Genomic DNA, 26,481 nt, shown 5'->3' with positions numbered 1-26,481 from the left:
GCAGACATGGAACTCATGCGTCTTGGAGAAGCCGGCCGCGAGCATCCCTTCGTGCGGGACGACGAGGGGATCGTCCGCGACCTCGCGCCGCTGACCGCCGACGTCGACGGCGCGTTCCTCGCTGTCGACGGCATCGCGCGCGTGCGTCGGGCACTAGCAGCCGGTGAGCTGCGTGAAGCCGACACCGACGGCCTGCGCATCGGGGCGCCGATCGCCCGGCCGACTGCGGTCATCTGCATCGGACAGAACTACGCCGCGCACGCGGCGGAGTCCGGGTCGGCCCCGCCCGAGCATCCGGTCGTGTTCTTCAAGCATCCGAACACCGTCGTCGGGCCGAACGACGTCGTGCTGCTACCGCCTGGAGCCGACAAAGTCGACTGGGAGGTCGAGCTCGCCGTCGTGATCGGCAAGACCGCCCGCTACCTGCCCTCGCCGGAGGCGGCCCGCGAGGTGATCGCCGGATACACGATCTCGAACGATGTGTCGGAGCGCGCGTACCAGCTCGACATCTCGGGCGGGCAGTGGTCGAAAGGCAAGTGCTCCGAGACGTTCAACCCGCTCGGCCCGGTGCTGGTGCCGGCCGATGAGATCGACCCGCAGGCGCTCCGGCTGCGCTCGTTCGTGAACGGCTCGCCGCGGCAGGATTCGATGACCGCCGATATGATCTTCTCGGTGCTGCAGATCGTGCACGAGCTCAGCCAGTACATGGTGCTCGAACCCGGCGACGTGATCAACACCGGCACACCACAGGGTGTCGCGCTGTCCGGGCGGTTCCCGTACCTGCAGCACGGCGACGAGATGGTGATCGAGATCGACGGGCTCGGCCTTCAGCGTCAGCGCACCGAGCGGGTCAGTCTGCCCTGAACAGCGCCACTTCTGCGCCGCTCACCCGCCGAACGGCAGCGCCGGCTGGCCGCCGTCACAGTCCGCGGCCCACTCCGACCCTTCGGCGTGGTACGCGATCGTTCAGGTAACGTTCGACGCGATCATGCGCCGTCATCCGGACGCTTCAGACGCATCGGCTCCGGCGCAGGCTCGCGCACGGGTTCCGGCGCGGGCTCGCGCACCGGCCCGGGCGAGGCGGGAGCGGATGCCGCCGGCAGCGCACCGGCGACCTGCTTCTCGAGCACTTCGACAGCCTGGTCGCTGAGCACGATGAGCCCGTCAAGTTCTTCGCGCACGCGCTTGTAAGCGATGTTGCGTTCTGCCTGCGTGGCGGATTCGTCGACGGCGACCTTCAACAGCGTCTGTGCGCGGTCGAGCTTCTTGCGCTCGGCCTCGCTGAAGGTCGAGGTGCGCAGGCGCTTAGCTTCTCTCTCGGCGACGTCGAATGCGACGGCGGCGTTGCCGACGGCATCCAGATATTCAGTGACTTGCTGTTCGCTGACCTTGGCGTTCGCGGAGCGGGGACGCAGGGTGTCCGCCGTCTTCTTCGCTCGCAGGAATGCGGCGGTCAGCGGCTGGCGACCATCGCTCATCGCGGGGTAGGCGATGAGCTTCGCGACGTCGAGCTCGTAGTCGAGCCAGCGGGCGGTGAGTTCGTCATGCTCGGCGAACAGACGCTCGAGCAGCTCGTTCGAGGAGAGCTGGGAGTCGGGCACGGCATCTTTCGGCGCCGGCAGCACCTGCCCGCGCGCAGCGAGCTGCGCGGTCTTCAGCTCGCCCTTGAGGCGCAGCGTCTCGAGACGGCGCTCGTGGCGGCGCTTCGCGCCCTGCTCCCACGCCTTCGCAGCTCCGCCGGCCATCCCCATGATGGGGAAGATCAACCACCAGAAGCTGCCCGCCCACTGCCAGAACTCTTGCATGATGCGTTCAGCCTACTGCGGGGGCGCAAGTGGCTGGCGTGTCAGACGATGCCGTGCCAGGATGACCACGACTCGGCTCGAAGAGCCCCGAGAGTGAGGAGCAGACATGCAGCTGGCGATGATCGGACTCGGCAGGATGGGCGCGAACATCGTTCGCCGTCTGATGAAGGATGGCCACGAGTGCGTCGTCTACGACGTGAACCCGGATGCTGTCGCGGCTCTCGTCGCGGAGGGCGCAACCGGCGCCGACAGCATGGGAGATCTCGCGGCGAAGCTGGCACCCACCCGCGTCGTGTGGATGATGGTGCCCGCGTCTCTCACGGGCAGCGTCGCGGAAGAGGTTGCGGCGGTACTCGAAAAGGGCGACATCCTCATCGACGGCGGCAACTCGAACTATCGCGACGATGTGCGCCGCGCGAAGGCGCTGCGCGAGAAGGGCATCGAGTACGTCGACATCGGCACGAGCGGTGGTGTCTTCGGGCTCGAGCGTGGGTACTGCCTCATGGTCGGCGGCACGGACCGCGCTTTTGCGCACATCGAGCCGATCCTGAAGACGATCTCCCCCGGACCTGGAGAGATCGAGCGCACACCCGGCCGCACCGGAGAACTCGCATCTGAGGAGCAGGGTTACCTGCACTGTGGCCCGGCCGGCTCAGGTCACTTCGTGAAGATGGTGCACAACGGCATCGAGTACGGCATCATGGCCTCAATCGCCGAGGGGCTCAACCTGCTGCAGAATGCGGATGCCGGAATCCGCGAAGCGGAGCACTCCGCGGAGATCGCACCTCTAGAAGAGCCGGAGTTCTACCAGTTCCCGATCGAGACCGACAGGGTGGCAGAGCTCTGGCGTCGAGGCTCGGTGATCTCTTCCTGGCTGCTGGATCTCACCGCTGCCGCGCTGACCGAGAACCCCACGCTCGACGGGCTCGCCGGTCGCGTCTCAGACTCGGGTGAGGGCCGATGGACGGTCAAGGCGGCCGTCGACGTCGGCGTCCCCGTCCCCGTGCTCTCAGCGGCGCTGTTCGAGCGCTTTGCCTCGCGCGGCGAGGATCGGTTCGCCAACCAGGTGCTCTCGGCGATGCGCTTGCAGTTCGGCGGACACCAGGAGCTCCCGGCGGGCGACGTGCTCGAGGCGGGTGGGCGCAAGTCCGACGCCGGGTGAGTGTCGGCGACGCGCCGTCGCTGTTCGAGCGCTTTGCACCCCAGCAGCACGTGGGCGTGTGAACGTCTGAGAGGCGGGGACGCGTTCAGCGCCCCAACTTCTCGGCGCATGGCACGCAAAGTTCGGCGAACGGGCGCACGCGCAGGCGCGCGATCGGGATGCGGCGACCGCAGTTCGCGCAGACGCCGTAGGTTGCAGCATCCATCCTGGCGAGCGCCGCGTCGACCTGGTCGAGTTCTGCGCGGGCCCCGTCGAGGAGTCCGCTCAGGCGCGACCATTCTGCCGAGAGTGGCACGCCCTCGGGGTCATGCTCGTCGTCGTCGCTCTGGCTACTGCGGTCGTGGGTGAGCTGGGTGAGCGTGGCATCGAGCGCCGCCGTGCGGTCGCTCGCCTCACGGCGCAACACCTCGAGCAGTGTTCGCAGTTCGTCGTCACTCATGCCCATACCTTAGGCCCGTGCACGCGCCGGAGTGTTCCGCACTCCCCGACACGACACGACACGACACGACACCCGTCAGTCCAGATCACACCCGTCAGTCGAAACAGGCCCATCCGGCCCGGCGAGTGTCGAGGCGGCTGACAAGTGTCAGAACAACCTAGCCGAACAGCAGCGACAGCACGGTCGAGCCGCCGCCGATGAGGATCAGCGAGATGATCGTGGCCCACGCGATCACGCGCATGCGCCGGGTGCGGCGCTCGCCGAGGCGTCCGTAGTCGTCGTCGATGTTGTCGACCTCGTCGCTCACTTGCTGCTCCTGCTCTGGTTGCTTGATGCTCGCGCTGCTGATTCCTGGTTCGCGCTGCTCAATCCTGTTGGCGCTGCTGAAACTTCAGCCGCGCCAACAGGGTTTGACAGCGCGACCGCCCGTGCCGCGGTGGCAGCCAGCGCGACGACAGCCATCAGACGGCGGGCTCCGCCACGGTCGGGCCGAAGGCCGCCGGAAGAGTCGCCTGAGACGTCTCACGCAGCTCGGCAGCGCTGACCGTGAACAGTCCCGTCACCTCGAGGTCGGCGACCGTGTCGGTGACGCCGATGCGCAGTACCGGGTAGTCGCGTCCCTCGCACAGTCCGCGGAACTTCACGTCGTCCTCGCGCGGCACCGTCACGATGACGCGGCCGGTCGATTCCGAGAAGAGAGCGGATGCTGCATCCACCCCGTCGCGCTCCATGAGCTCAGTCAGCCACACGCGGGCGCCGATGCCGAAGCGCATGACGCCCTCGGCGAGTGCCTGGGCGAGGCCACCCTCTGACACGTCGTGCGCGGAGGAGATCAGCCACTCGTCGCGGGCTGCGCCGATGAGGCCGGCGAGGCGCTTCTCGCCCGCGAGGTCCACCTTCGGGGGAAGACCGCCGAGGTGCTGGTGCACGGTCTCGGCCCACGCCGAACCCGAGAGCTCGGTCGAGGTCGTGCCGAGCAGGTAGATGTTCTGGCCCTCGTCCTGCCAGCCAGAGGGGATGCGACGTGAGACGTCGTCGATGATGCCCAGCACGCCGACGAGCGGGGTCGGGTGGATCGGGGTGTCACCGGTCTGGTTGTAGAACGAGACGTTGCCGCCGGTGACCGGGGTGCCCAGTTCGTAGCATCCGTCTGCCAGACCGTCGACGACCTTCCCGAACTGCCACATGACCTCGGGGTTCTCGGGGGATCCGAAGTTCAGGCAGTCGGTGATCGCGGTCGGGGTCGCCCCGGTGACGGCGACGTTGCGGTACGCCTCGGCGAGGGCCAGCTGCGCACCCGCGTAGGGGTCGAGCTGGCAGTAGCGGCCGTTGGCGTCGGTCGAGATCGCGAATCCCAGGCCGGATTCCTCGTCGACGCGGATCATGCCCGCGTCATCGGGGAAGGCCAGCGCGGTGTTTCCGCCGACGTAGTAGTCGTACTGGTTGGTGATCCAGCGGGTGTCTGCGAGGTTCGGCGAGCCGACCAGCGCGAGGAACTGCTCGCGCAGCACCTCGGCGTCGTCGGTGCGAGGCAGTAGCTCCGCAGCATCCGCCTGCAGTGCGTCGATCCACGTCGGGTAGGCGACAGGGCGGTCGTAGACCGGGCCGTCGACCGCGACGGTCGAGGGGTCGACGTCGACGATGCGCTCGCCCTGCCAGTCGATGACGAGGCGGCCGTCTCCGGTGACCTCGCCGAGCACGCTCGTCTCGACGTCCCACTTGTTCACGACCTCGAGGAACGCCTCCAACTTCGAAGGAGCCACGATCGCCATCATGCGCTCCTGCGACTCCGACATGAGGATCTCTTCGGCGGTCAGCGAGGGATCGCGCAGCAGCACGTTATCGAGCGAGACATGCATGCCGCTGTTGCCGTTGGCGGCGAGCTCGCTGGTCGCGCACGAGATTCCGGCGGCACCGAGGTCCTGGATCGCCTCGACGAGTTCGCCCTTGTAGAGCTCGAGGCAGCACTCGATGAGCACCTTCTCGGCGAAGGGATCGCCGACCTGCACGGCGGGGCGCTTGGTCGGGCCGCCGTCGTCGAAGGAATCGGATGCCAGGATGCTGGCTCCGCCGATCCCGTCGCCGCCGGTGCGCGCCCCGAAGAGCACGACCTTGTTGCCGACACCCTCAGCGTTCGCGAGCTTGAGGTCTTCGTGGCGGAGGACGCCCACGGCCAGTGCGTTCACGAGCGGGTTGGCCTGGTAAACCGAGTCGAACACGGTCTCGCCGCCGATGTTCGGCAGCCCCAGACAGTTGCCGTAGAACGAGATGCCGCTGGTGACGCCGTGCACGACGCGGGCGGTATCGGGGTGGTCGATCGCGCCGAAGCGGAGGGCATCCATCACCGCGACCGGGCGTGCGCCCATCGAGATGATGTCGCGGACGATGCCGCCGACGCCGGTCGCCGCGCCCTGGAACGGCTCGATGAACGACGGGTGGTTGTGCGACTCGGCCTTGAAGGTGACGGCCCAGCCCTCGCCGACGTCGACGACCCCCGCGTTCTGGCCCATGCCGACCATGAGGCGTTCCTTCATCTCGTCGCTGACCTTCGCGCCGAAGCGCTTCAGGTAGTTCTTCGATGACTTGTAAGAGCAGTGCTCTGACCACATCACCGAGTACATGGCCAGCTCACCCGACGTGGGGCGACGGCCGAGGATCTCGCGGATGCGGGCGTACTCGTCATCCTTCAGCCCGAGGGCGCCGTAGGGCTGCTCCTTCTCGGGCGTCGCCTCGGCATTCGAGACGGAGTCAGGGACATGAACTGATGCTGTGGGCGTGGTCACGCGGACTCCTGGAGACGGGGGAGGCGGGCGGTCCCAGTCTATCCGCCGCGGAACCAATAGAATCTGCGTGAATCTGACCTTCGACAGAACCGGTGAATCATGGCGCGCGCGGCAGACGTAAAGTCTTCGGATCAGACACCGGATGAGGCGTGGGATACGCTCAGCGGGCGCGAAGTCCCCGACTGGTTCCACGATGCGAAGCTCGGCATCTTCTTGCACTGGGGGCTGTACTCCGTTCCGGCGTGGGCGCCGCGAGTCGAGCACATCAACGCGATCATCGCGAAGTCGGGGGTGCGCGGCCTCTACGGGGCGAACCCGTACTCGGAGTGGTATCGCAACAGCTACCGCGTGCCGGGCAGCCCATCGGCGCAGCACCATCTCGCGACCTACGGCGACCGTGACTACTACGAGTTCGCAGGTGACTTCGATCGCGCAGCATCCGCTGCTGACACGGATCATCTCGCCGCGCTCCTGCGCGACGCGGGCGCCGAATACGTGGTGCTCACCTCGAAGCACCATGACGGCTTCACGTTGTGGCCGAGCCAGGTCGAGCACCCACGCGGCACGCAGCGGTACGCCGATCGTGATCTGGTCGGCGATCTCACCGAGTCGGTGCGCGGGGCCGGGATGCGGATGGGGCTGTACTACTCGGGTGGCTACGACTGGTCGGTGCACGATGTCATCATGAAGCGCAATGCCGACGCGATGCTCGCGCTGCCCGCGGAGGCCGCTTATGAGCAGTACGCGACGGCACACGTGCGCGAGCTGATCGAGCGCTACCGGCCGAGCGTGCTGTGGAACGACATCGGCTGGCCGGGCGGCGGCGACCTGCCGGCGCTGTTCCGCGCATACTACGAGCAGGTTCCCGATGGTGTGATCAACGACCGGTGGGCAGAAGGCCCGGCACAGCGAGGCCGCTTCGCGGCGTTCGTCACGAAGCTGGTCGGTGCAGCCACGGAGATTTTCTGGCCGCTCATGCCCCCAGCGTTCAAGCAGGTCGGTTTTCCGGCTGCCCGGCACTCAGACTTCACAACGCCCGAGTACCGCACCTTCGATGAGGTGCAGGCCGAGAAGTGGGAGCAGACGCGTGGGGTCGGGCACTCGTTTGCGCTGAACCGCAACGAGCGCGCGGAGGACATGATCGATGTCGCAGACCTCGTGCGCGGGTTCGTCGACGTCGTGAGCAAGAACGGCAACCTTCTGCTCGGCGTCGGACCCGATGCCGACGGCACGATCCCGGTCGAGCAGCAGCGGGTGCTGGATGCGCTGGGGGCGTGGATGGCCGTCAACGGCACGGCGATCAAGGGCACGCGCCCCTGGCGGATCGCCGAGGGGCGCACCGATCGCGGTACCTCACTGCGGTTCACTCGGTCGAACGCCGTGCTGCACGCGTTCCTGATGGATCAGACGCCGCCCGCCGGTCGGCACGTGATCGAGCAGATCGCCGTATCGGATGAGCGCGTTGCCGTCGAGCTGCTCGGGGTCGGGCCTGTGGCGCACAGCGTGGTCGACGGCAAGCTCGCCGTCGAGGTTCCCGATGCGCTTGCGGATGCTCCGGTGCACACTCTGCGCATCACCGGGGTGCGCTGAGGGGCGCACCGAGCGCCCGGGTTCTGAGACTCAGAGTCACGGACGGACACGTGAGGTGTGCGCGAGCGCGCTGAATCGTAGTGTGGTCTCACCCCGCGTTAAGGAGTTCCCGTGACCGAGATCCAGACCACGACGTCAGGCAGCCTGCCGCGCACGCAGGCGCTGCTCGATGCCAATGCTTCGCGCTCGCTCGCGGAGGACGGTTTCACGCTGGAGTCCACCCCGCAGTTCGAGGCGCTGATCGGTGAAGCCGTCGCCGAGGTCGTCGAGCGGCAACGTCGTGCTGACGAGCTTCCTCGATCGGCGTGACCGCCGAGCGTTCGCCGACGCCGACGCCTACGCCGACCCGGTAGCGGGGATCGGCACCGGCCGCACCGCGACGGCCTTCCCCACCACGACCGGACCGATCGCGTACCGCGGGCAGGACGCCGTCGCCGCAGACATCGCGCCTCCGGTGGCCTTGCGAGGCGTTTTTTTCATCCCGCGCCCCCTGCGCAAGCGCGCCACCTCTGCCGCCGCGCCGCGTGACCGCGCAGCGGCGTCAGCGGCGTCAGCGGCGGGAGGGGCGTCAGCGGCGGGAGGGGTCAATAAGCCGCCACGCCAGCGGCAGCAACCCCGCCATCGCGGCGATCTTGATCGCGTCGCCGATCAGGAACGGAACGACTCCCAATCCGAGTGCGGTGGCCAGGTCGACGCCGAGGAATGCGGCCAGCCACGGCACGCCGAACGCGTAGATCGTCAGCGATCCGAGGCTCGCAAGGCCGAGCGTCGACCATGCGTTCCGGTCGGAGCGATGGCGGGCGAGGGTGCCGACGACGAGGGCGGCAACGACGTATCCGACGATGTAGCCGAACGACGAGAACGCCCATCCCGCTGACCCGTTCGCGAACAGCGGCAGCCCGACCATGCCGAGGGCGAGATAGAGCCCCGCGCTGATTCCGCCGCGCAGCGGGCCCAGGCTCGCGCCGGTGAGCAGCACCGCGAAAGTCGCCAGCGACAGCGGCACAGGGGTGAACGGCAGGGGAATGGCGATGTAGCCGGCGACGGTGATGAACGCGGTGCCGATGAGCACCAGGGCGACATCGCGAACGCGCGCACCGGGCACGAGATCGGCGAGCACGGGGACGCGTGGGGCATGGGTCGCGGTTGCGGACATGGTTCCTCCTGAACGACGTTCACTAGAACAGTGTTCACCTGAACACCGTTCGGTAGAGTAGCACTATGAACGCACCCGCTCGCAACGACAAAGAAACAGTCGTCGCCGCGGCCATGCGCGTGCTGGCAGAGAATGGACTGCCCGGGCTCTCGATGCGGCGCATCGCCGACGAACTTGAGGTGCAGGTCAGCGCACTGTACTGGCACTTCCCCAACAAGCAGGCGCTGCTCGCCGCCGTGAGTGCGCAGATCGCGGGTGCGGTGTCAGCATCCGATCAATTGGATGCCATCGCCCGCGCACTGCGCGACCGTCTGCTCGACCACCGCGACGGTGCCGAGATCGTGTCGAGCTCGCTCGCACTCGGACTGCTCGACCTGCCCGCCCGCGCCGAACTGGTGGGCGCAGCGCGAGAGATCGGGCTGGATGCCGCGGCCGCCGAAGTCGCTGCCGACACCGTCGTGCACTACGTGATCGGGTACACGTTCCACGAGCAGCAACGTCTGCACGCGGCGATCGTGGGCGCAGCGGATGCCTCGGTCGGCCTCGTTCCCTCGGGCGCACAGCAGGGCAGCGATGATTTCGCCGCCGGGCTCGCGATGGTCGTCGCCGGCGTGCACGCTTCGGCCCGCACCCGATGAGCGCGCGCGTGGCCGACCGGTCGGGTGCACGCGACCGGCCGGGTGCACGCGGCGGGATGGGCGAGCGGTGGCGCTCCGCACGCCCGGTGGTGCGCGACGGGATCGGGGCAGTCGCGCTGATGCTGGTGTCGCTGCTGCCGCTCGGCATCGACGGCCTGCGTCTCGGCGAGATGCAGCGGGAGTACCCGCTGTGGGTTCCGGTCATGCTGGTGGTCGCGCAGACGCTTCCGCTCACCCTGCGGCGGGCTGTTCCCGCGCTGGCCCTGGCGCTGAGCGGCATCGCTTTCGCGGTGACGCAGACGCTCGGCGCCAGTACCGGCCTTGCCGGGCTGGGACTGCTGATCGCGCTGTACTCGTGCGGGGTGCATCTTCGTCGCGGGCGGCTGGCAGTCGTGCTGGCGAGTGCCGCGGTGTACCTCACCCTGGTCGCGGTGCTCGTCGCTCAGCGATCGCCGGAAAAGCCCATCGACTGGATCACTTTCGCCGCCGTCCTCGCCGTGCCGTGGGTCACCGGAGAGCTCGTGCGTCGCTGGCGGGCTGAGCAGTCCGCACGGCTCGAGCGGGCTGCCGCAGACGCAGACCGTGCCGCACGATCCCTGCTCGCACGCGACCTGCACGACATCGTCACCCATCACGTGACGGCGATGGTCGTGCAGTCGGAGTCCGCCCGCTATCTCGCCGAGACGCCCGATGGCGCTGCGGAGCGCGACGCGATCTTCACGTCGGTGGCATCGACCGGGCGCCTCGCCCTCACCGAGCTGCGTTCGCTTCTGGGCACTCTCGATCCGGATGCCGCAGCGCACAGCCCTGCCGCGCTCGCCGAAGCAGGCGACATCTCGAACATGGTGCAGCGGCTGAAGGAGACGGGCTATCCGATCTCGCTCCGACTCACCGGCGCCGTCGACGAGCTCCCTCCCGAGGTCGTGGCCGTGATGCGCAGCGTCGCGCGGGAGGCGGTCACCAACGCGATGAAGCACGCCAGGGGAATGCCGGTGCAGCTGGTCATCGCGGCGACCGAGAACGAGATGGCGCTGACGATCATCAACGCACTCGCCGCAACCGCGAGCCCGGACGCAGTGGGATCAGGCCGCGGTACCTCAGGAATGGCGAACCGGGTGGCAGAGATCGGCGGCACCTTCACCAGCGAGGCCACCGGAAACCAGTACACGACGACCGCGAGGTGGACCAGGTGAGCGGGCAGACGGCTCAGCGGGTGATCATCGCGGATGACCAGGCGCTGGTCCGTGACGGATTCGCGCGGGTGATCGGTTCTCAACCCGACTTCGAGGTCGTCGGCACCGCCGAAGACGGCAGCGCAGCAGTCGAGCTCGCCGCACTCGTGCAGCCGGATCTGGTCGTCATGGACGTGCGGATGCCGCGGCTCGACGGCATCGCCGCGACGGCCGAGATCATCGCGGCGAGCGAGCGGCCACCGCGCGTGCTCGTGGTGACGACGTTCAATCTCGACTCCTACGTCTATGACGCGCTGCGGGCGGGCGCGAGCGGCTTCCTGCTCAAAGACACCAGGCCCGAAGCGCTCCTGCATGCGCTGCGCACGATCGCCCGCGGCGACGCGCTCATCGATCCCGCGGCAACTCGTGCGCTGATCGGGGCCTTCGGCGACCGCATCCGACCGGCATTCGCCGACGATGGTGCGCTCGAGACGCTCACCGGCCGCGAACTCGAGGCGCTCACTCTTCTCGCCGAGGGGATGTCGAATGCCGAGATCGCCGAGGCGATGACCGTGGGCGCCGAGACGGCGAAGACCTATGTGTCGCGGGTGCTTCTGAAGCTCGGTCTGCGTGATCGAGTGCAGGCCGTCGTGTTCGCGCACCGGGTGGGCATCGCCGGACACTGAGCGGGATTGTCCACCTTCGGGGGATTCGCGGCGTCAGTCGAATTTCTACTGTCGAAGTACGGCCGAGACGCGGCCTGAAGCGGAGACATGAGATGACCTCGTCCATCACCCCCACCCTCGACAAGCCCGGGATCGTCCGGCGCATATTCGCCTTTCCGCCGGTCTGGCTCGTGCTCGGCGCCGCCGCGATCGTGATCGTCTACGCGGTGCTCACCGGCGTCGCCTCCGAGATGAGCACTCCGTTCCAGATCGCTGCGGCGCTCATCGGCACGGCGGGTTCAATCGGTCTGTACCTGCTGACGATGCGCGTGCTCGCCCGCCGCCGCACTCCCGAGCTGAGATGGGCAGCCGGACGCGAGTTCCTGCTCGGCGGTGCGGTCGGAGCGTTCTTCATCATCGCCTCGGTGATGATCGTCGCCGCCCTCGGCGGCTACACCGTGCAGTGGCATCCGGTGGATGTCTTCACCACCGTCATGCTCGCGGTCGCAGTGAATCTCGGCGCCGCCGTCATCGAGGAGCTCGTGTTCCGCGGTCTCGCGCTGCAGGTGTTCGAGAAGTACGTCGGCCCGTGGGTGGCGATCGCGGTCACCGCTCTGCTGTTCGGCGGCGCGCACATGCTGAACCCCGGGGCGTCACTGTGGAGCGGCTTCGCGATCACGGTCGAAGCGGGCGTGCTGATCGGTGCCGCCTTCGTGTGGCGCCGCAACCTGTGGTTCGCGATCGGACTGCACTTCGTGTGGAACACCGTCCAGAGCCTGTTCGGCATTCCGGTATCCGGACACCGCAACCCTGGCTTGTTCGAGACCACGGTGCACGGCGACGACTGGCTCACGGGCGGCGGCTTCGGTGTCGAAGCATCCGTCGTCTCTGTCGGCCTGAGCCTCGTGCTCTCGACGCTGATGATCGTCGCGGCTCGCCGCCGCATCCGCGCCGAAGGCCCCATCGCCCTCGCGGGCTGAGCAGGACAGCGGCGTCAGGCGTCGGCTCCGGCCGGCGTGCCGGGGAGTGCCGGGCCCGTCGCGGTCTGTACAGGCACACCCTCCCACACGGTGCGGTCGGCGAGGAATCCATTGCCGGCCCACTGTGCGGGTGCGACGGCGGTGTTCCACTGGTCCTTGTTGAAGGCCACGATGCCGAGCCACAGCACGGGGATCAGCCAGAAGGCGACGAAGCCGGTCTCCTTGCCGAGCTTCATGCCGATTCGATACGCCGCCACGCCGCCGCCGAGGAAGAGTGCGAGAGAAAAGATGAACCCGATGCCGATCCAACTGAGCAGCACAGCGCCGCCGACGCAGTAGAGAACCAGCCACGGGCTCAGGTCGCCCAGTTTGAAGAATACGATGAAGTTGTAGACGGGCACCCACGCCCGCCAGGTGCCGTGCACGCCGGCCTTCGCGAAGACCTTCGACATGAAGAACGCCGTGAGCACGTAGGCGAGCACAGCGAAGATGACCATGCCGACCATGGCAGCCATGTAGGCAGCGAGCAGTCCTGAGTAAGCGTCCATCTGTTCCCCCTTGAATCGGTGTATCAGCGTGCGCCATGCAACCAGGGTCGGCTCACAGACCGCTCACGCGGCCCGACCGGCGCGGGGCCGTAACGCGGGTGCGGGCGCGTGTGAGCGCTCTGTGAGTGCGGTCTGCTGAACTGCGCTACGAGGGAATCATAGAGAGCAGGGGGACAACCATGAGGCGCAGATCTGCACGGATCACCGGTGGTGCGCTGGCCGTGGTCATCGCGGCGATGCTGACCGGATGCTTCGCGAATCCGCTCGATGCGTTCGTCGAACAGGTGACCGAGGACAACGCGAAGGACACCGCGGAGAGCATCATCGAAGGGGTGGGCGGTGGCGAGGTCGATGTCAGCTTCGGCGAGCTGCCGGCGAACTTCCCCCCGGACGTGAAGCTGGTCAGCCAGAACATCGTTCAGAGCATGGCCGTTGCGGAGGGGATGCTGGTCATCGTGACCGACCCGCGCAGCAAGGAAGAGCTCGTGGAACAGGTCACGGCAGATTTCGCGGGCTGGGAAGAGACCGCAGTGAACGACTTCGGGGTGATGTACACGGTCATGTACAAGAAGGGCGACGCGTTGACCGTGTCTGCCGCAATCTTGGCGGGTGATGAAGAAGAGGACAGTCGGGTGAACTACACCGTCATCGTTGGCGCCCAGGAGTAGGCGGTTCTGGCGCCCAGAGCGCCATGCCGCCGGTGGAATCGGCTCTGTGGGGACGGCCGAGAATCCGGCGCGTGTCGGCGGCGGACGCCGCCATTCCGAGGGTGTCTGCTTCGCGCGCGAGCGCGTCGAGGGTGATCCGGTCTGCGGATGCCGTGGCTATCGCGTGCCGCGTGGCGAAACCGAGAAGGCCGCCGCCGCCGATCGCATGGGCTTCATTCAGTAGTGCGATCGCTTCGGCGAGCAGGTCGGCGTGTTCGGTGCGCGCAGCACCGACTGCGCGCACCGCGCAGTGCGCCAGCAGCCCGGCGAAGTAGGTGTGCTGTGCGAGCAGGATTCGGCGGGCGGCATCCAAGAGCAGTCGGGCGGCCTCGCCGCCGCATCCGGCCGCGCGCGCATGCCAGGCCTGAGTCCAGGCGCGCAGCATGACCACTTTCGGGTCGGTATCGGCTGAGGCGGGGATGGCGGCGAACCGAGCATCCGATTCTTCCGCACGTCCGGTGGCGAGGGCGGCGGCTCCGGCGAGAGCTGTCGCGGCCGGCAGCAGTCCTGAAGAGTCGCGCCATTGCAGATGGCGGGTGGCGGATTCGGCGCCCTCATAGGCGCGGCGCACGTCGTCGCAAAGCAGGTCGATGAGCGCGAGTCCGTACTCCCAGCTGCCGAGGGACTCCGAAGAACCGGTCTCGGTGCGGGTGATGGCACGGTTGAATCGTCGACGACTGGCGGTGAGGTCGCCGGTGTTCGAAAGTGCCACGATGGCGATGAGCTCGATGAGTTCGGCCCCGCCGGGAACCTGCGCGATGAGCTCTTCGGGAGTGAGGTTCAGTCGCTGCAGAGTGAGGGTGGCGTCTTGGAGCGGGCCGGTGACGGCTGCGGAGTTGGCCGCGGTGATGAGCCCGCGCACCGCTATCGCGTCGGTGGTGGTTCCTGGAGCGTCGGCGATCTCGCTCGTCTGCCCGGCGATCGCGGCCCAGCGCGTCGCGTCGCGCTGCAGATGCTGCACTTCGACAGGGTCATCGACGGTGCCGACGGCATTATTGATGAGGTTCAGCGCGGCGCAGGCGTCGTGGTTGCGCAGTCCCTCATGCTGCGCGTGGGCGAGCGCTGCGGCTGTGCGCTCAGCGTCTGTCACGGCGGTGCGGGCGGCGGTCACGAAGTACGTGGTCGCCGATTCGGCATCGCCGAGGGTGGATGCCGCGGTGCCGGCGATCCGGTGGGCATCGGTGCTGTCGGGATCGAGGTCGATCACGGCGCGCGCGGCGCGCAGCGCGAGGCGCTCATCGAAGGCGCCGAGCGCGTACTGGGCGAGTTCGAGCGTGGGGATGATGTCGACAGGCTCGCTGAGCTCGAGGCGGAGGATGTGCACGTGGCGACGCACGGCGGGGAACGCCTGGGCCTCGTCGCTGCTGAGCGCGCTGAGCACTTCGAGCGAGAGCTCGCGCCAGAGAGCATCGCTGAACTGGCCGCGCAGGAAGTCGCCGTCCAGAGGGTGCGAGAGGCGCAGCCACCCTGGGACTGAGTAGACGACGACGTCGGCGCGCGCCAGCATCCGTCTTTCGACATCGCCGAGGGCTGCGATCGGAAGCTCTCCCGCGATTGCGATCTTCGAGGCCGCCTCGATGGCGGCCTCGTTGAGGCCGCTGAAGCGCTCGCCGACCAGGCGGGTGAGGCGCCTGGACGAGACCGGGTCGTCGTGCAGGTCCCAGCCATGTTCGGTGCGTACGAGGCGCTCTTCGCGCACCGAGGCGGTGAGGATCTCACGCAGGTGCAGCGGGTTGCCCTGCGCCATGGCGAAGATTCGGGCAGCGGATGCCGGGGTGAGGCTGCCGCCGATCGTGTGCAGCACGAGCTCGCGGGCGTCATCGGCGGTGAGCGGTTCGACGGTGATCTCGGCGAGCTCGCCGCTGTCGTAGAGAGCGTGGATCTCGCCCGGGGTGCTTTCGAGGTCGGTGGCGGTGAGGATCGTCGGCATGCGTGAGTTGCGGATGAGCTGACTGACGACGAAGAGGGATGCGTCGTCGAGCTGCTCGACATTGTCGACGAGCAGTACCGTGTTCGAGCGGTTTCGGGTGAAATGGTCGACGAGCAGCGCGGGGGTCAGCCACTTCTCGGGCACGATACCGGCGAAGATGCCGAGCGGCACGGCATGGCTGAGCGGAGTCGCGGTCAGCAGCGATACGGTGCAGCGGTGCGCTTCGAATCGCGCGCGGATCGCACGCAGCAGGTGCGTCTTGCCGATGCCGGCAGGGCCGGTCAGCAGGGTCGTTCGTCCCTCGCGCAGCAGGGCTGCGAGCAGATCGGGTCGGTGCGAGGTGATGCTGTGCACTGCGGCATCCGGAGTCGGGAGATCTGATTCGGACTCGGCGACCGTCGCGCTCGAGAGTCGGAGGAGCGATTCTGCGGGCTGCTCCTGAAGGATGCCGAGGTGCAGTCGGCTGAGCTCGTTGCTGGGTTCGACACCGAGGTGTTCGGCGAAGGTCGCGCGTGCGCGGGCGAAGGCGTCGAGAGCTTCTTGTGTGCGTCCGTCGCAGTAGAGAGCGGCGATCAGCTGGCCCCAGTGGCGTTCGGTGAGGGGGTTCTCTTCGACGAGGGCGTGGAGTTCGGAGAGCACCGCGGCGCTTTGTCCGAGTGCGAGATCGAGGTCGATGCGGTCTGCGAGCGCGCTCGAGCGCAGGGTACCGAGCCGTGCGGATTCTGCTCGCAGCACGGTGTGATCGTGGAGTCCTGTGTAGGCCGTCCCCTGCCAGAGGTCGAGGCCGTCGCTGAGCAGCGCGGTTGCGCGGGAGAAGTCGCCGTCGGACAGCGAGACGCCGCCCTGCTGGACGAGGAGCTCGAAGTGGGCGGCATCCGTGTGCACATGTGCCGGGTCGATCCGGTATCCGCCGTCGGCGAGGGTGATCTCTACCGGGATCGCCGCGCGCAAGCGCGAAATGTGCGCCTGCAGGGCGTGGCCGGGATTTCGGGGCGCAGACTGATCCCACAGCTCGTCGATCAGGTACTGCGGTGACAGCGTCCGCCCGCGTGAGACGACGAGGTGAGCGAGGAGTCCGCGCTGCTTGGCGCTGCCGAGAGGGTGTTCAAGGCCACCAGTGCTGGCCTTGACCGCGCCCAGTACTGAGACGTCGAGCACACCCTCACGTCCTTTCCCACCCCATCAGGCGTCACCATATCAGTGGGGTTGGTCGGGCGTCGGGGCGCTCATGCTTCCTTGCGCCGGCACCGCGCTTATGCGGGATGACTTTGGTCTGTTATGCGCACTCATAACCGACCAAAAGTATCCCGCATGAGCGCGGCAGCCGGCCGGGCGCGGGGCGCCGCGGGTTACTGCACCGACCACCCGCCGTCGCTCGCGACGATCGCGCCGTTGATGTTCACTGCGTCATCACTGAGGAGGAAGGTGATGGACGCAGCGAGCTCTTCGGCGGTCGCCAGTGCGGGGATCGCGCGCTGGAACGGGGACAGGCGTGCCGACCCCGCGGAAGACATGTTGGGAGGCATCGGGATGCCGGTGGCCACGCCGCCGGGTGCGACGGAGTTCACGCGGATGCCCTTCGGTCCGTACATGAAGGCGGCGGACTTCGTGACGCCGATGATGCCGTGCTTGCTGGCGGTGTAGGCGTTGCCCGACGCGTTGCCGCGCAGGCCCGCTTCGCTGGCGACGTTGAGGATCGCGCCGCGGCCGGCCTTCTCCATGACGGGCAGCACCGCGCGCATGAGCTTGAACGGGGCGGTGAGGTTGATGGCGATGACGCGGTCCCACACGGCATCCGTCGTCTCGCCGGCGGGCGAGAAATCGTCGTTGATGCCGGCGACGTTGGCGAGGGCATCGATGCGGTCGCCGGCGGAGGCGAGCACGGCGTCGATCGCGCCTTGCTGGGTGAGGTCGCCTGCGACGGTGACGATGCCCGGAAGTTCTTCGGCGAGTGCGGTGAGCTTCTCGGCGGAGATGTCGGCGGCGATCACGCGCCCGCCTTCACGGGCGATGCGGGAGGCGGTGGCCTTGCCGATTCCGGATGCCGCACCTGTGACGATCACGGTCTTTCCTGCGAAGCGGCCAGGGGTGATCTTCTCGACCCAGCCCGCGGGGCCGGTGTCTTCGGGGATCTCGCCGCCGTTGGCCGCGCGGACGAGGTCGTCGACGACCGACTGCGGCATCTGACCCTGGCTGAGAACAACGAGCTGCTGCAGGGGCAGACCGAGCACGGGGGCGAGGGAATCGGGGTTGGCACCGGACTGCGCGAGCATGCCGCGCACCAGCTCACCGCCGACCTCGTCGTTCAGCCATTCGCCGATGGTGGAGTGTGCGGTCAGTGCCATGATTTCTCCCTTTCGTCCGCCGTCTGCATGTTTCGCAACGGTACGTCTCGTTATTAGGAGTCTACGCCGAAGAGGAACGGAAGTCGCTGGGGGCTTGCCGCTTCGTGGGCGGTCGGACACTGTGGGAGCACCAGTCGACGAAGCGAGGAAGCGATGGCCAGAAGGTGGAGGGGGCGGCGCGCGCTCGTGACCGGGGCGAGCAACGGGGTCGGCCGGGAGATCGCGCGGGCACTCGCTGCAGATGGTGCGCATGTGCTTCTTCCGGTGCGTGATCGTGGGCGAGGGGAGTCTGCGGTCCGCAGCATCCGAGAGACGATGCCGGATGCGTCGCTTGAGCTCTGCGATCTCGACCTGGCAGACTTCGCGACGGTGACGTCGCTCGGAGAGAACCTGCGCGCCGCGGGCGAGCCGATCGAGTTGTATGTGATTAATGCGGGGATCATTCTGCTCGGGGATCGGGAGCGGCATATTTCTGCCGACGGGCACGAGCTGCATCTGCAGACGAACTTCCTCGGTCATGCTGCGCTGACACGTGAGCTGATGCCTGCGCTCCGTGAGGGGAGTGCGCGCATCGCGGTGGAGCTCAGTGTGGCGGCGGCTCGCGGCAGCCTCGACGATCTCGAGGGCGAACGGCGGTACAGCGCGTGGCGTGCGTATGCCGGGTCGAAGCGCGCGCTCGGGCTGTGGGGCGTCGAGCTGGCGCGGCAGAATGCACTGGAAAACTGGGGTCTGGGCGTGAATCTGTGTCATCCGGGCGTTGCGCCCGACACTGGCATCGCTGCCGAGTTGCGTCGCAGGGTGCCCGGAGGAGAACGCGGCACGATGGCGCGGCTGGCGCGGTATCTGGGTAACCCTCCTGCCCGCGCGGCGGAGCCCGCGTTGATGGCACTGGAGAGGGATGCTGCGCCGGGCAGCTTCTTCGCGCCCGGTGGACCTTTCGGGCTGTCGGGCGCTCCGCGCGAACGGCGGTTGTTCCGGTCGTTGCGGAATGACCGGGAGGCGCGGCTGATGTGGGATCTCACTGAGGCGGCATGCTGAGCCGCTTCGTCCGAACCAGGTGCCCGATACGCTCGATGAATGCCTCGTCCTCGCAGTGAGAAAGCCCGCCAGTCCGTACTGGCGACGATGCGTGCTGCGGTGACGTCGGATGGATACGAGTCGGTGACGATCGAAGGCCTCGCGGCCGAGGCAGGCGTCTCGAAGCAGACGATCTACCGCTGGTGGTCGTCGAAGGCCGCGATCCTCGGTGAGGCGCTGCTCGATGGTTCGCTGCCTACGCCTGCGCTTCCCGTGTCGGAGGATCTGGCAGAGGATCTGCGGGCCTGGTTCTCGGCGATGTCTTCGGATGCTTCGCACGGCGCGAGCGTCGAGGTCGCGCGGGCGCTGATCGCGGTGACCGCGACGGATGCTGTGCTCGGCTTGCGGTTGAACGAGCGCCTGGCCGGTCCGATCGTCGAGCAGGTTATCTCGCGTCTTCGGGTGGCGCAGGACGCGGGGGATGTGAGAAGCGACGTCGACGTCGCGGTCGTCGCGGATCAGTTCATCGCGATGTCTTCGTACGCGGCGCTGCTGGGCAGACCGCTCGATGAGGCGCGGGTGGGTGCTGTGGTCGACGTGCTGATGCGGGGGATCTCTGCGCGCTGACTCGCCGTACCCTGGAACACATGAACAAGAGCACCCTGTGGACCATCGTCGGCGTCGTTCTCGCCGTGATCATCGCGTGGACCCTGGTGAGCGTGCTGTTCAGCGTGCTGTGGTTCGTCGTGAAGCTGCTGCTTGTCGCGGTGGTCGCGCTCGTGGTGTTTCTGGTGCTTCGGGGGATGTTCAGCCGGTCGGAGTGATTCCGGCCTGACTCCCTGGGCCCGGTTGGGCCCAGGGAGCGCGAGGGTTAGTCGGCGACCTTCGCGACCAGGCGTCCGACGACGGTGCCGTCGGTGAGCTGCTTGATGCCGGCGGGGATCTCCTCGAAGTCGATCTCGGTGATCGTGGGCTTCAGGTCGCCCGAGGCCATGAAGCGCATCGTCTCTTCGATGTCTTGCTTGGTGCCGCCCATCGAGCCGTGCAGCTGCTTACGGCCGAGGATCAGCGAGTAGGTGTCGATGGTGGCTTCCAGCTTGCCCATGCCGACCTGCACGACGCGTCCGCCACCCGAGGACTTCACGGTCTGCAGGGCGTCGCGGGTGGTGACGCCGAATCCGGCGTAGTCGATGATGACGTCGAGCTCGACGTCGGCGAACTCCGTGATCGACTTCGCGACCTCGACCGCTCCTGCCTCGCGGGCGTTGTCCCAGACTGCCTCGTTGATCTCGGCGACGTAGACCTGGGCGCCGCGCAGGTGTGCGACGCGGGCGCCGATCTGGCCGAGTCCACCGAAGCCGATGACGCCGACCTTCATGCCTGCTTCGACGCCGGCGGTTGAGAGCGCGCCGACCGAAGTCATGCCTGCGTCGGTCGCTGCGGCGGCCTGGGCGAAGTTCACGTCATCGGGAATGGCGATGAGCGCGTCGGTGCTGACCTCGGCACGGTCTTCCCAGGCGCCGTTGACCATGTAGCCCATGAGATCGGCGAGCGGCCAGACAGCGACGCGGTCGCCGACCTTCCAGTCGGTGACGCCCTCGCCGACCTCGCTGATGACTCCTGCGGTCTCGTGGCCAGGGACGACAGGCAGCTCCTTCATGGTGAGCAGCCACTTCTCGTCTTCGAGGATGCCGACGTCGGAGTGGCACAGCCCCGCTGCCTTCACGTCAATGACGACCTTGCCGGGACCGGCGGTCGGCTCTTCGATATCGACACGTTCAAATGGCTTGTGGGTTCCGACGAACTGCCATGCGCGCATGGGGATCTCCTTAGAACGATGGTTCTGGGAGCGACGGGATGTTGCTCCCTCGTCCTTCCAGGGTAGGCACGTGGGCGCGCATGAGGGGCAGAGTTCGCCGGGAGCAGAATATGCAGATGAATGGAATATTCAGCGTGGCGAGATCAACTGGTGAGCCCGCTGATGTGAGACGCCGAGCATCGCGCCGATGTCGCGCATAGGAATGTCGGCGGCGGTGAGGCTGCGTGCGAGTTCGGTAGCGTCACGTGACGCGGTCTTCTCAAGCTCGGCAGCGCGCCTGCGGGCTTCGGTGATCTTGGCGATGCGGGTGGTGACGTCTTCGATTCCGCCGATCGGCGCGAAGTGGAGATCAACGGTCACGGTCTCAAGAGGAACACTCTGGGATGCCGCGATGTACTCGCGTGCCATCTCTTTTGCCTCAGTCAGACGGCGCGCCTGGGTGAGGCCGTCAAGGGAAGGGATGCTCACCATCCACCACTTGCCGTCGCGGACCACGGTCGCGTCGTATGCAGTCATCGGTTGTCCTCGTTCAGAGTCTTCAAGAGCTTGCGGTACACGCCGGGGCTGATAGTGCCGTGACCATCGGGGAGAGTGAAGAGTGTTCCATTCGGTCCTTCCCACGTGGTGTGGCTCCCCACTGCCCGCAGCGGGCGCCAACCCTTGCGCCTGAGCATCTTGGTGACCTTACGCGTTGGTTGCTCAGAGACCACAGTCTATCTCACTAGACACTTTGCTGGGTGAACTGGGCCCCAGCCGGTTTGGTCCCCGGCTTCTTGTTCTGAGCAGGGATCTGTTGCCCATTCGGGCAGTTGCTGTGGACGTGGTGAACGTCGGGGTCTGATGGGTTGGTCGAGTAGTACGCGGATACCCGCATGGTGGACTCCTTTGTCGAGGTGAAGCTTGTGCCGTTCAGCACACTGCTGACACTAGGAGCAACCACCGACATCACCTCTGGAGCAGCAAGCGCAACCTCTCCCGCAACCCTGGATCACACACGTACACATACGTGCCGCGCATCCCGCGCGTCAGCAGCACGCCGTAGATGTTGCGGATGAAGACGAGCAGGTCATCGTCACCGAACGCATCCTTGAGGTGCCCGGTGTTCTCCTTGCCCTTCTTGTCGCGGTACGCGTCCCAATCGGCGACGATCTGGCCTGAAAAAGGTGAGACGCCAAGATCTGGTCCGATGATCACGCCGGCGTAGTTGAGGTCGTAGCCCTGCACCGTGTGGATCGACCCGACTTCATCGAGTGACCGAGGTGAGTTGATCCAGTCCTTGTCCGTGCTGTTCCACCGCAGCTGAACGCCGTCGAGTTCGATGTCGAACGCCGTGGGATCCCGTCGAGAGCGCCAGTCCCAGGCGTACCCGGCAACGAGGCGCGAGAGCCCGACTTCGGCATCGCGAGTGCGGATCGCTGCCTGCATCTCGCCGAGGTCGTCGAAGAATTGCAGGTCGTATTCGCCGAGATCGGGGAGCGTGGGATGCTCGTCGCGCAGCAGCGCCCGCACGTACTCGACGTAGTCGGCGCCGGCCCGCACCCGCATCTGCGTCGTGAGTCGGTAATGGCGGTGCAGGTCGCTCGCCGCCAGCGTCTCCGCCGAGAGCAGGGTCGGCGAGAGGTCATGCGGGCGAACACTCTGTTCGCCGTCGACGAGCAGAAGCTGATGCGTGCTGCGGGCCTTGAGCCAGTCGAGTTGCGTGTATTTCGGGTCATCTGCGCCGAACAGGGCGACGTTGATGTCGCGGAACTTCTTGTTCTGCACGCCCGACGCCTGGTTGGCACGCTGCCCGAGCCGGTGGGTCTCGTCGACGAGGATCAGGTCGAACGCAGCATCCGATTCGCCGACTTGGAACGGTGTCATGACCATTGTCGGGTCGAGTCGTGGCGTCTTCTTGAAGACCTTCCTGACCGACTCCCGCAGCGATTGCTGCGGAATGACGAGTGCCATGCGCAGGTCGGCGAGCAGCTCACGATTCTCGGGGACGAAGAACTCCGCGAACATCGAATCAGGCTGCGCGTCGTCGTGATCCTGGTAATCGCGGATGTCCGCGAGCAGCTTCATCAGGAAGATCGCGATGATCGTCTTGCCGGTGCCGGGGCTTCCCTGTACAACGAGTGTTGAGCGTGCGTCTGGATGCTGCAGATCTTCGAGCAGCCCCTCGACGATGTCGGTGATCGCAATGGCCTGCTCGTCGTTGAGCGCCTTGAACGGCGAGAGTTTGAAGAGGTCGGAGTTCTCGATCTGCGGGATGCTGCGCGAGAAGAGTCCTTCGGCGCGGAGTGCTTCGAAGACATCACGAAATGACTCTCGGTACAGATCGCGGTCGTAGTACTGGGCGTCGGTGAGCCCGTCGTTGCCGTTGAGGAGCTCATACCGTCCGTCTCCGTGGAACCAGCGGATGAGGTGTGATTCGAGATCGAGGCAGACCGACTTATTGAAGCGCTCATCGACGACGACCCGGATGGATTCGAGGCCTTCGTCCTTCTTGGAGCCTGCGAGGTGCTGGCGCATGCGCGTCGCTGTGCTGACCGTTTCGCCGACGTAGAGCGCAGGCGTCTTTCTGCGTTCTACGCCATCGATCACGTAGACCACTGGCCAGTTCGTATGGCGCGCGTCGTCGCGTGCCCAAGCATCGACCGCTTCGCGATCGAAGGGCAGGCATTGGATGCTGAAGGTCATGATTCTGCGTTGCCGTGCAGGTCCGCGTATCGGTTGACGCTTCCCTTAGAGAGTTCGACGGGGTACTTCACGCGTGTCTTCTCGAGCTTGTTGAGCACGATCTCGTCGATGTCGACGCCGAGTTTCGTTGCGAGCTGGAAGCAGTAAGTGAGCACATCGGCTAGCTCCTCCTCGACCCGAGCCTGGTTCGGCTGCTGGCCCCACTGGTACAGCTCGAGGAGTTCAGCTGCCTCGATCGAGATCGACTTCGCAAGGTTCTCCGGGGAGTGGAACTGGTCCCAATCACGCTCGACGACGAAGGCGCGGAGAGTGGCGAGGGTTGCAGGGGTCGGCATGGACGTCACGCTAGCAGGGCATGAGATTGGGACCACGCGACCAGCGCGCGGGCGCCAGTCGCAATCGGTGATCACGACTTAGTGAACTCCTCGAACCGCAGGGCCAGATTCTCCCGGGACGGATGGGCGGTTCGGGTAGACGGTAACCGAATTTGACGTCCGTGCATTTCTTGCAGCCCGTGCCGCAACATCGGGCCGTCGACCTCGCCCATAAGTCGCTCATTTATCTGAACCTTGTAATCCGGGGTTATCCCCAAGAACGAGCGATCGTACGCCGCGTGGTGCAGTTTGCAGAGAGCGAGACCATTGCTCACATGGGCGACACCGTGTTCGTTTGAGTCCGGGATGATGTGCGCGGCGTCGAGTAGTCCTGCGTGCCGCAAGTCACAAATAGCGCACGCGCTCGAATAAGCGTGCAGGACCTTCGCGCGGAAGAGCGGCTGATGCAATCGTGAACGAACGATGGTCTCGGCGTAGCTGCGCTGTTGCGCGGTATAGTCCATCGGATCGCCGAGCAGCGTCAGGCTTTGCTCGAGTGGGAATCGGACCACGCGGCCAAGATGATCGTTCTCCGCGATCAAGATCGGATAGTAAGGAAAGTAGTACCCTTCGCGCACAGCCCGGAAGTAGATAATCGGGTCCTGATTCTCGTACGCGCGAACGAGCTTCACATTGTCGCCGCCTTCGCCTGCGCGGTAGGAGTAGGTTACCCAGCCGGTGTCATCGTGATGGTCGTTGTAGCGATTCGTCTTCCAGCCGGACATGATCGACAGCGTCGACGAAAACGTGGCAGGGTTTCGGATGCCCTTGCCGGTGTCGAGCAACGGAATGCGCTCGCCTTGAAACTCGTATGACTTCAGTTCAGTGTGGTGAATCTCGTATCCGCCACCGCCGATAAATTTCTGGTCGAGCCAGTGGAACACATCGTTGCGGATGGCCAGTTCTTGCTGATGCGTACGCATAGTGTGATTATGCCGGCACGCGCGTGTCCATGGAGGTCTCATGTGAAAGCCGCAATGACACGTTCTACGGCCGGAACGTCAGCGAGCGCCCAGTCCAGCGACGCGAGCTCCGCCACCCGGCACCACCGCAGCTCGGAATGCTCGTTGGCTGTGAGGGTCCCGCTGATGATCTCGGCGTAGTAGGTCGAGAGGTGCACTACCGCGAAGTCATAGTGGTGTGTTGTCGTCTCAACGTGGTGCCCGACTTGAATGCAAGCCCCGAGCTCTTCCCTGATCTCACGTTCAAGCGCCGACTCCGGTGTCTCACCGGGCTCAATTTTGCCGCCAGGAAATTCCCACTGCCCCGCGAGGGCCCGCCCGGGCCCGCGCTGGGCAACGAGCACGTGATCACCCTTCAGGATGACAGCGCCCACGACTGTGATCGGTGATCTCATCACCGCAAACGATAGTAGGTGCCGCCATTCTGGTGCAGGTCGGAGGTGATCCTGAATCTGGAGGGCTGGGGATCCGGAAGCCCATGATCGTGAATGTATCTCCCCTCCGCTACTGTCTGAGTAACCAATCGGATCAATGTAGATCGGAAGAGCGAATGGAATTTGCAGAGCGGCTTGATTCTCTTGCGGTGAAGGTGAAGAACCAGGCGACGGCCATCGCTACCGAAGAAGCAACAAAGAATGCATTCGTCATGCCGTTCATCGCCGGCATTTTGGGGTACGACGTCTTTGATCCGCTTGAGGTCGTTCCGGAGTTCATCGCAGATGTAGGCCTGAAAAAGGGTGAGAAAATCGACTACGCCATCATGCGGGATGGTGAGGTGCAGATTCTCATCGAGTGCAAACCGTCGATGGGAGCCCTCAAAATTGAGCACGCTTCACAACTGTTTCGGTACTTCGCCGTCACAAACGCACGCATTGCGGTTCTGACGAACGGTGTTCAATGGCACTTCTACACTGACCTCGATGCACCCAACCGGATGGATGCGAAGCCATTCTTGGTTCTTGACCTACTTGACATCGATGAGACCCTGGTCCCGGAAATCCAGAAGCTCAGCAAAGACAGCTTCGATCTCGAATCCATCGTCAACGCAGCCGAAGAGTTGAAGTACATCGGCGCTCTCAAACGTGAGATCGCAGCCCAATTTCGCGAGCCGACGGACGAGTGGATCAAGTTCTTTGCCTCGCGCGTATATGACGGCATGCTTACGCAGCGTGTTCGTCAACAATTCACTGGACTTGTGGGGAAAGCGGCGCAGCAGTTCCTCACGGAGCGGGTGAACGACAGGCTTAAGGCTGCCCTCGGGGTAGGCGGAGCCAGCCAAGCTTCAGACCTCCCTCCGACGTCGAGCTCGGAAGTGGTCGAAGCTGATCTTGATCGAGATACGGAACTTGAGACAACGCTCGAAGAGCTTGAGGGCTACCAAATCGTGAAGGCTATCGCCTGTGGTGAAGTCAAGCCGCAACGTGTTACGCAGCGAGATGCCAAGAGTTACTTCGCGGTCCTGCTTGATGACAACAACAGGAAGCCGATTGCGCGCCTGCACTTCAATGGCAAACAGAAATACCTCGGTCTGCTCGACGAAGACAAGGTCGAGACGCGTCATCCCATCACAGATCTCGACGAAATCTACTCACACGCAGAGGAGATACGTGAGGCCGTTCGGCGATTTCTCTGAACGCGTCGTAACGAGCTAGGTTTCTCTTTCGCTTAGCGCGTTGGCCAACGGTATTGGTGTGAACGAACATTCAC

Annotated in this window: 29 protein-coding genes; 13 read left to right on the top strand and 16 right to left on the bottom strand. The window is 65.9% G+C overall.

Going from position 1 to position 26,481, the window contains the following annotated elements:
* The first annotated feature begins 6 nt into the window (after positions 1–6).
* Positions 7–864 carry a fumarylacetoacetate hydrolase family protein gene (locus ACTU6U_RS13100; RefSeq protein ID WP_443469556.1) on the top strand — a complete coding sequence of 286 codons (858 nt, stop codon included), beginning with the start codon at positions 7–9 and terminating at the stop codon, positions 862–864.
* A 122-nt stretch (positions 865–986) separates the two neighbouring features.
* Here the strand turns inward: ACTU6U_RS13100 and ACTU6U_RS13095 are convergent, their stop codons facing one another.
* Complete coding sequence (locus ACTU6U_RS13095; RefSeq protein ID WP_443469555.1) at positions 987–1,805, bottom strand: hypothetical protein; 819 nt, start codon at positions 1,803–1,805, stop codon at positions 987–989.
* Positions 1,806–1,911: 106 nt separating this feature from the next.
* Here ACTU6U_RS13095 and gnd point away from each other — a divergent pair, with 106 nt between their 5' ends.
* The gene (gene gnd / locus ACTU6U_RS13090) at positions 1,912–2,967 is read left to right on the top strand and encodes a phosphogluconate dehydrogenase (NAD(+)-dependent, decarboxylating) (protein ID WP_443469554.1); all 1,056 of its coding nucleotides are present in this window, start codon (positions 1,912–1,914) and stop codon (positions 2,965–2,967) included.
* 85 nt (positions 2,968–3,052) lie between these two features.
* Here gnd and ACTU6U_RS13085 read toward each other — a convergent pair whose 3' ends face one another.
* The 3 genes from ACTU6U_RS13085 to purL all read right to left on the bottom strand — a co-directional run bounded on the left by ACTU6U_RS13085 (position 3,053) and on the right by purL (position 6,189).
* A complete protein-coding gene (locus ACTU6U_RS13085; protein ID WP_443469553.1) occupies positions 3,053–3,406 on the bottom strand; it encodes a TraR/DksA family transcriptional regulator in 354 nt (117 codons plus the stop codon).
* Positions 3,407–3,563: 157 nt separating this feature from the next.
* Positions 3,564–3,713 carry a hypothetical protein gene (locus tag ACTU6U_RS13080; protein ID WP_417512334.1) on the bottom strand — a complete coding sequence of 50 codons (150 nt, stop codon included), beginning with the start codon at positions 3,711–3,713 and terminating at the stop codon, positions 3,564–3,566.
* A gap of 154 nt (positions 3,714–3,867) precedes the next feature.
* Positions 3,868–6,189: a phosphoribosylformylglycinamidine synthase subunit PurL gene (purL, locus tag ACTU6U_RS13075; RefSeq protein ID WP_443469552.1), complete on the bottom strand. Its 2,322-nt coding sequence runs from the start codon at positions 6,187–6,189 to the stop codon at positions 3,868–3,870.
* 99 nt (positions 6,190–6,288) lie between these two features.
* On the opposite strand from purL, the gene ACTU6U_RS13070 reads away from it, so the two are divergent.
* Both ACTU6U_RS13070 and ACTU6U_RS13065 read left to right on the top strand, forming a co-directional pair.
* Positions 6,289–7,779, top strand: a complete 1,491-nt coding sequence (locus ACTU6U_RS13070) for an alpha-L-fucosidase (protein WP_443469551.1) — start codon at positions 6,289–6,291, stop codon at positions 7,777–7,779.
* A gap of 111 nt (positions 7,780–7,890) precedes the next feature.
* Entirely contained in the window at positions 7,891–8,088 is a 198-nt protein-coding gene (locus tag ACTU6U_RS13065) for a hypothetical protein (protein WP_443469550.1), read from the top strand.
* Positions 8,089–8,115: 27 nt separating this feature from the next.
* On the opposite strand, the gene ACTU6U_RS13060 is transcribed toward ACTU6U_RS13065, so the two are convergent.
* A complete protein-coding gene (locus tag ACTU6U_RS13060; RefSeq protein WP_443469549.1) occupies positions 8,116–8,259 on the bottom strand; it encodes a hypothetical protein in 144 nt (47 codons plus the stop codon).
* A gap of 88 nt (positions 8,260–8,347) precedes the next feature.
* Entirely contained in the window at positions 8,348–8,935 is a 588-nt protein-coding gene (locus ACTU6U_RS13055; RefSeq protein ID WP_443469548.1) for a biotin transporter BioY, read from the bottom strand.
* Positions 8,936–9,000: 65 nt separating this feature from the next.
* On the opposite strand from ACTU6U_RS13055, the gene ACTU6U_RS13050 reads away from it, so the two are divergent.
* The 4 genes from ACTU6U_RS13050 (at position 9,001) to ACTU6U_RS13035 (ending at position 12,390) form a co-directional block, all read left to right on the top strand.
* Complete coding sequence (locus ACTU6U_RS13050) at positions 9,001–9,573, top strand: TetR family transcriptional regulator (protein ID WP_443469547.1); 573 nt, start codon at positions 9,001–9,003, stop codon at positions 9,571–9,573.
* An 8-nt stretch (positions 9,574–9,581) separates the two neighbouring features.
* A complete protein-coding gene (locus ACTU6U_RS13045; RefSeq protein WP_443469546.1) occupies positions 9,582–10,766 on the top strand; it encodes a sensor histidine kinase in 1,185 nt (394 codons plus the stop codon).
* Complete coding sequence (locus ACTU6U_RS13040) at positions 10,763–11,431, top strand: response regulator (protein WP_443469545.1); 669 nt, start codon at positions 10,763–10,765, stop codon at positions 11,429–11,431. The genes ACTU6U_RS13045 and ACTU6U_RS13040 overlap by 4 nt, the downstream gene beginning before the upstream one ends.
* A 92-nt stretch (positions 11,432–11,523) precedes the next feature.
* Positions 11,524–12,390 carry a CPBP family intramembrane glutamic endopeptidase gene (locus tag ACTU6U_RS13035; RefSeq protein ID WP_443469544.1) on the top strand — a complete coding sequence of 289 codons (867 nt, stop codon included), beginning with the start codon at positions 11,524–11,526 and terminating at the stop codon, positions 12,388–12,390.
* 14 nt (positions 12,391–12,404) lie between these two features.
* Here ACTU6U_RS13035 and ACTU6U_RS13030 read toward each other — a convergent pair whose 3' ends face one another.
* On the bottom strand, positions 12,405–12,938 hold the full coding sequence (locus tag ACTU6U_RS13030; protein ID WP_443469543.1) for a large exoprotein: 534 nt from the start codon (positions 12,936–12,938) through the stop codon (positions 12,405–12,407).
* Positions 12,939–13,117: 179 nt separating this feature from the next.
* On the opposite strand from ACTU6U_RS13030, the gene ACTU6U_RS13025 reads away from it, so the two are divergent.
* A complete protein-coding gene (locus ACTU6U_RS13025; protein ID WP_443469542.1) occupies positions 13,118–13,606 on the top strand; it encodes a hypothetical protein in 489 nt (162 codons plus the stop codon).
* Here the strand turns inward: ACTU6U_RS13025 and ACTU6U_RS13020 are convergent.
* Both ACTU6U_RS13020 and ACTU6U_RS13015 read right to left on the bottom strand, forming a co-directional pair.
* Positions 13,584–16,733 (bottom strand): ATP-binding protein, encoded by a 3,150-nt coding sequence (locus tag ACTU6U_RS13020; protein WP_443469541.1) that lies wholly within the window; start codon positions 16,731–16,733, stop codon positions 13,584–13,586. The genes ACTU6U_RS13025 and ACTU6U_RS13020 overlap by 23 nt on opposite strands.
* A 191-nt stretch (positions 16,734–16,924) precedes the next feature.
* Positions 16,925–17,920: an SDR family NAD(P)-dependent oxidoreductase gene (locus ACTU6U_RS13015; RefSeq protein WP_443469540.1), complete on the bottom strand. Its 996-nt coding sequence runs from the start codon at positions 17,918–17,920 to the stop codon at positions 16,925–16,927.
* 186 nt (positions 17,921–18,106) lie between these two features.
* Here ACTU6U_RS13015 and ACTU6U_RS13010 point away from each other — a divergent pair, with 186 nt between their 5' ends.
* The 3 genes from ACTU6U_RS13010 to ACTU6U_RS13000 are packed head-to-tail and all read left to right on the top strand — an operon-like array spanning position 18,107 to position 19,761.
* Positions 18,107–18,958 (top strand): SDR family NAD(P)-dependent oxidoreductase, encoded by an 852-nt coding sequence (locus tag ACTU6U_RS13010; protein WP_443469539.1) that lies wholly within the window; start codon positions 18,107–18,109, stop codon positions 18,956–18,958.
* Between the two features lie 39 nt (positions 18,959–18,997).
* The gene (locus ACTU6U_RS13005) at positions 18,998–19,564 is read left to right on the top strand and encodes a TetR/AcrR family transcriptional regulator (RefSeq protein ID WP_443469538.1); all 567 of its coding nucleotides are present in this window, start codon (positions 18,998–19,000) and stop codon (positions 19,562–19,564) included.
* A 20-nt stretch (positions 19,565–19,584) separates the two neighbouring features.
* A complete protein-coding gene (locus ACTU6U_RS13000) occupies positions 19,585–19,761 on the top strand; it encodes a hypothetical protein (RefSeq protein WP_443469537.1) in 177 nt (58 codons plus the stop codon).
* Positions 19,762–19,808: 47 nt separating this feature from the next.
* On the opposite strand, the gene ACTU6U_RS12995 is transcribed toward ACTU6U_RS13000, so the two are convergent.
* The 7 genes from ACTU6U_RS12995 to ACTU6U_RS12965 all read right to left on the bottom strand — a co-directional run bounded on the left by ACTU6U_RS12995 (position 19,809) and on the right by ACTU6U_RS12965 (position 25,169).
* Positions 19,809–20,756 (bottom strand): zinc-binding dehydrogenase, encoded by a 948-nt coding sequence (locus ACTU6U_RS12995; protein ID WP_443469536.1) that lies wholly within the window; start codon positions 20,754–20,756, stop codon positions 19,809–19,811.
* A 129-nt stretch (positions 20,757–20,885) separates the two neighbouring features.
* A complete protein-coding gene (locus tag ACTU6U_RS12990; protein ID WP_443469535.1) occupies positions 20,886–21,272 on the bottom strand; it encodes a hypothetical protein in 387 nt (128 codons plus the stop codon).
* Complete coding sequence (locus ACTU6U_RS12985) at positions 21,269–21,466, bottom strand: type II toxin-antitoxin system HicA family toxin (RefSeq protein WP_443469534.1); 198 nt, start codon at positions 21,464–21,466, stop codon at positions 21,269–21,271. The genes ACTU6U_RS12990 and ACTU6U_RS12985 overlap by 4 nt, the downstream gene beginning before the upstream one ends.
* A 235-nt stretch (positions 21,467–21,701) precedes the next feature.
* Entirely contained in the window at positions 21,702–23,438 is a 1,737-nt protein-coding gene (locus ACTU6U_RS12980; RefSeq protein ID WP_443469533.1) for a DNA/RNA helicase domain-containing protein, read from the bottom strand.
* Positions 23,435–23,773 carry a nucleotide pyrophosphohydrolase gene (locus ACTU6U_RS12975; protein WP_443469532.1) on the bottom strand — a complete coding sequence of 113 codons (339 nt, stop codon included), beginning with the start codon at positions 23,771–23,773 and terminating at the stop codon, positions 23,435–23,437. Before ACTU6U_RS12975 ends, ACTU6U_RS12980 begins: the two co-directional genes overlap by 4 nt.
* Positions 23,774–23,844: 71 nt before the next feature.
* Positions 23,845–24,735 (bottom strand): HNH endonuclease, encoded by an 891-nt coding sequence (locus tag ACTU6U_RS12970; protein WP_443469531.1) that lies wholly within the window; start codon positions 24,733–24,735, stop codon positions 23,845–23,847.
* Between the two features lie 38 nt (positions 24,736–24,773).
* Positions 24,774–25,169, bottom strand: a complete 396-nt coding sequence (locus ACTU6U_RS12965; RefSeq protein WP_443469530.1) for a (deoxy)nucleoside triphosphate pyrophosphohydrolase — start codon at positions 25,167–25,169, stop codon at positions 24,774–24,776.
* 155 nt (positions 25,170–25,324) lie between these two features.
* Here ACTU6U_RS12965 and ACTU6U_RS12960 point away from each other — a divergent pair, with 155 nt between their 5' ends.
* Positions 25,325–26,407, top strand: a complete 1,083-nt coding sequence (locus tag ACTU6U_RS12960) for a type I restriction endonuclease (protein WP_443469529.1) — start codon at positions 25,325–25,327, stop codon at positions 26,405–26,407.
* The last annotated feature ends 74 nt before the right edge of the window (positions 26,408–26,481 follow it).

It is taken from the genome of Microbacterium zouquanmingi, assembly GCF_052266695.1.
In the GTDB taxonomy this organism is placed as follows: Bacteria; Actinomycetota; Actinomycetes; order Actinomycetales; family Microbacteriaceae; genus Microbacterium.
This window is presented reverse-complemented; position numbering and strand designations above follow the sequence as displayed.

What these genes read in the sequence shown, in the direction of transcription:
- ACTU6U_RS13100 (WP_443469556.1), top strand. Translation starts at nt 7, where the DNA reads ATGGAACTCATGCGTCTTGGAGAAGCCGGCCGCGAGCATCCCTTCGTG.
- ACTU6U_RS13095 (WP_443469555.1), bottom strand. Translation starts at nt 1,805, where the DNA reads ATGCAAGAGTTCTGGCAGTGGGCGGGCAGCTTCTGGTGGTTGATCTTC.
- gnd (WP_443469554.1), top strand. Translation starts at nt 1,912, where the DNA reads ATGCAGCTGGCGATGATCGGACTCGGCAGGATGGGCGCGAACATCGTT.
- ACTU6U_RS13085 (WP_443469553.1), bottom strand. Translation starts at nt 3,406, where the DNA reads ATGAGTGACGACGAACTGCGAACACTGCTCGAGGTGTTGCGCCGTGAG.
- ACTU6U_RS13070 (WP_443469551.1), top strand. Translation starts at nt 6,289, where the DNA reads ATGGCGCGCGCGGCAGACGTAAAGTCTTCGGATCAGACACCGGATGAG.
- ACTU6U_RS13060 (WP_443469549.1), bottom strand. Translation starts at nt 8,259, where the DNA reads ATGAAAAAAACGCCTCGCAAGGCCACCGGAGGCGCGATGTCTGCGGCG.
- ACTU6U_RS13055 (WP_443469548.1), bottom strand. Translation starts at nt 8,935, where the DNA reads ATGTCCGCAACCGCGACCCATGCCCCACGCGTCCCCGTGCTCGCCGAT.
- ACTU6U_RS13050 (WP_443469547.1), top strand. Translation starts at nt 9,001, where the DNA reads ATGAACGCACCCGCTCGCAACGACAAAGAAACAGTCGTCGCCGCGGCC.
- ACTU6U_RS13035 (WP_443469544.1), top strand. Translation starts at nt 11,524, where the DNA reads ATGACCTCGTCCATCACCCCCACCCTCGACAAGCCCGGGATCGTCCGG.
- ACTU6U_RS13030 (WP_443469543.1), bottom strand. Translation starts at nt 12,938, where the DNA reads ATGGACGCTTACTCAGGACTGCTCGCTGCCTACATGGCTGCCATGGTC.
- ACTU6U_RS13025 (WP_443469542.1), top strand. Translation starts at nt 13,118, where the DNA reads ATGAGGCGCAGATCTGCACGGATCACCGGTGGTGCGCTGGCCGTGGTC.
- ACTU6U_RS13015 (WP_443469540.1), bottom strand. Translation starts at nt 17,920, where the DNA reads ATGGCACTGACCGCACACTCCACCATCGGCGAATGGCTGAACGACGAG.
- ACTU6U_RS13005 (WP_443469538.1), top strand. Translation starts at nt 18,998, where the DNA reads ATGCCTCGTCCTCGCAGTGAGAAAGCCCGCCAGTCCGTACTGGCGACG.
- ACTU6U_RS13000 (WP_443469537.1), top strand. Translation starts at nt 19,585, where the DNA reads ATGAACAAGAGCACCCTGTGGACCATCGTCGGCGTCGTTCTCGCCGTG.
- ACTU6U_RS12995 (WP_443469536.1), bottom strand. Translation starts at nt 20,756, where the DNA reads ATGCGCGCATGGCAGTTCGTCGGAACCCACAAGCCATTTGAACGTGTC.
- ACTU6U_RS12990 (WP_443469535.1), bottom strand. Translation starts at nt 21,272, where the DNA reads ATGACTGCATACGACGCGACCGTGGTCCGCGACGGCAAGTGGTGGATG.
- ACTU6U_RS12980 (WP_443469533.1), bottom strand. Translation starts at nt 23,438, where the DNA reads ATGACCTTCAGCATCCAATGCCTGCCCTTCGATCGCGAAGCGGTCGAT.
- ACTU6U_RS12975 (WP_443469532.1), bottom strand. Translation starts at nt 23,773, where the DNA reads ATGCCGACCCCTGCAACCCTCGCCACTCTCCGCGCCTTCGTCGTCGAG.
- ACTU6U_RS12970 (WP_443469531.1), bottom strand. Translation starts at nt 24,735, where the DNA reads ATGCGTACGCATCAGCAAGAACTGGCCATCCGCAACGATGTGTTCCAC.
- ACTU6U_RS12965 (WP_443469530.1), bottom strand. Translation starts at nt 25,169, where the DNA reads ATGAGATCACCGATCACAGTCGTGGGCGCTGTCATCCTGAAGGGTGAT.
- ACTU6U_RS12960 (WP_443469529.1), top strand. Translation starts at nt 25,325, where the DNA reads ATGGAATTTGCAGAGCGGCTTGATTCTCTTGCGGTGAAGGTGAAGAAC.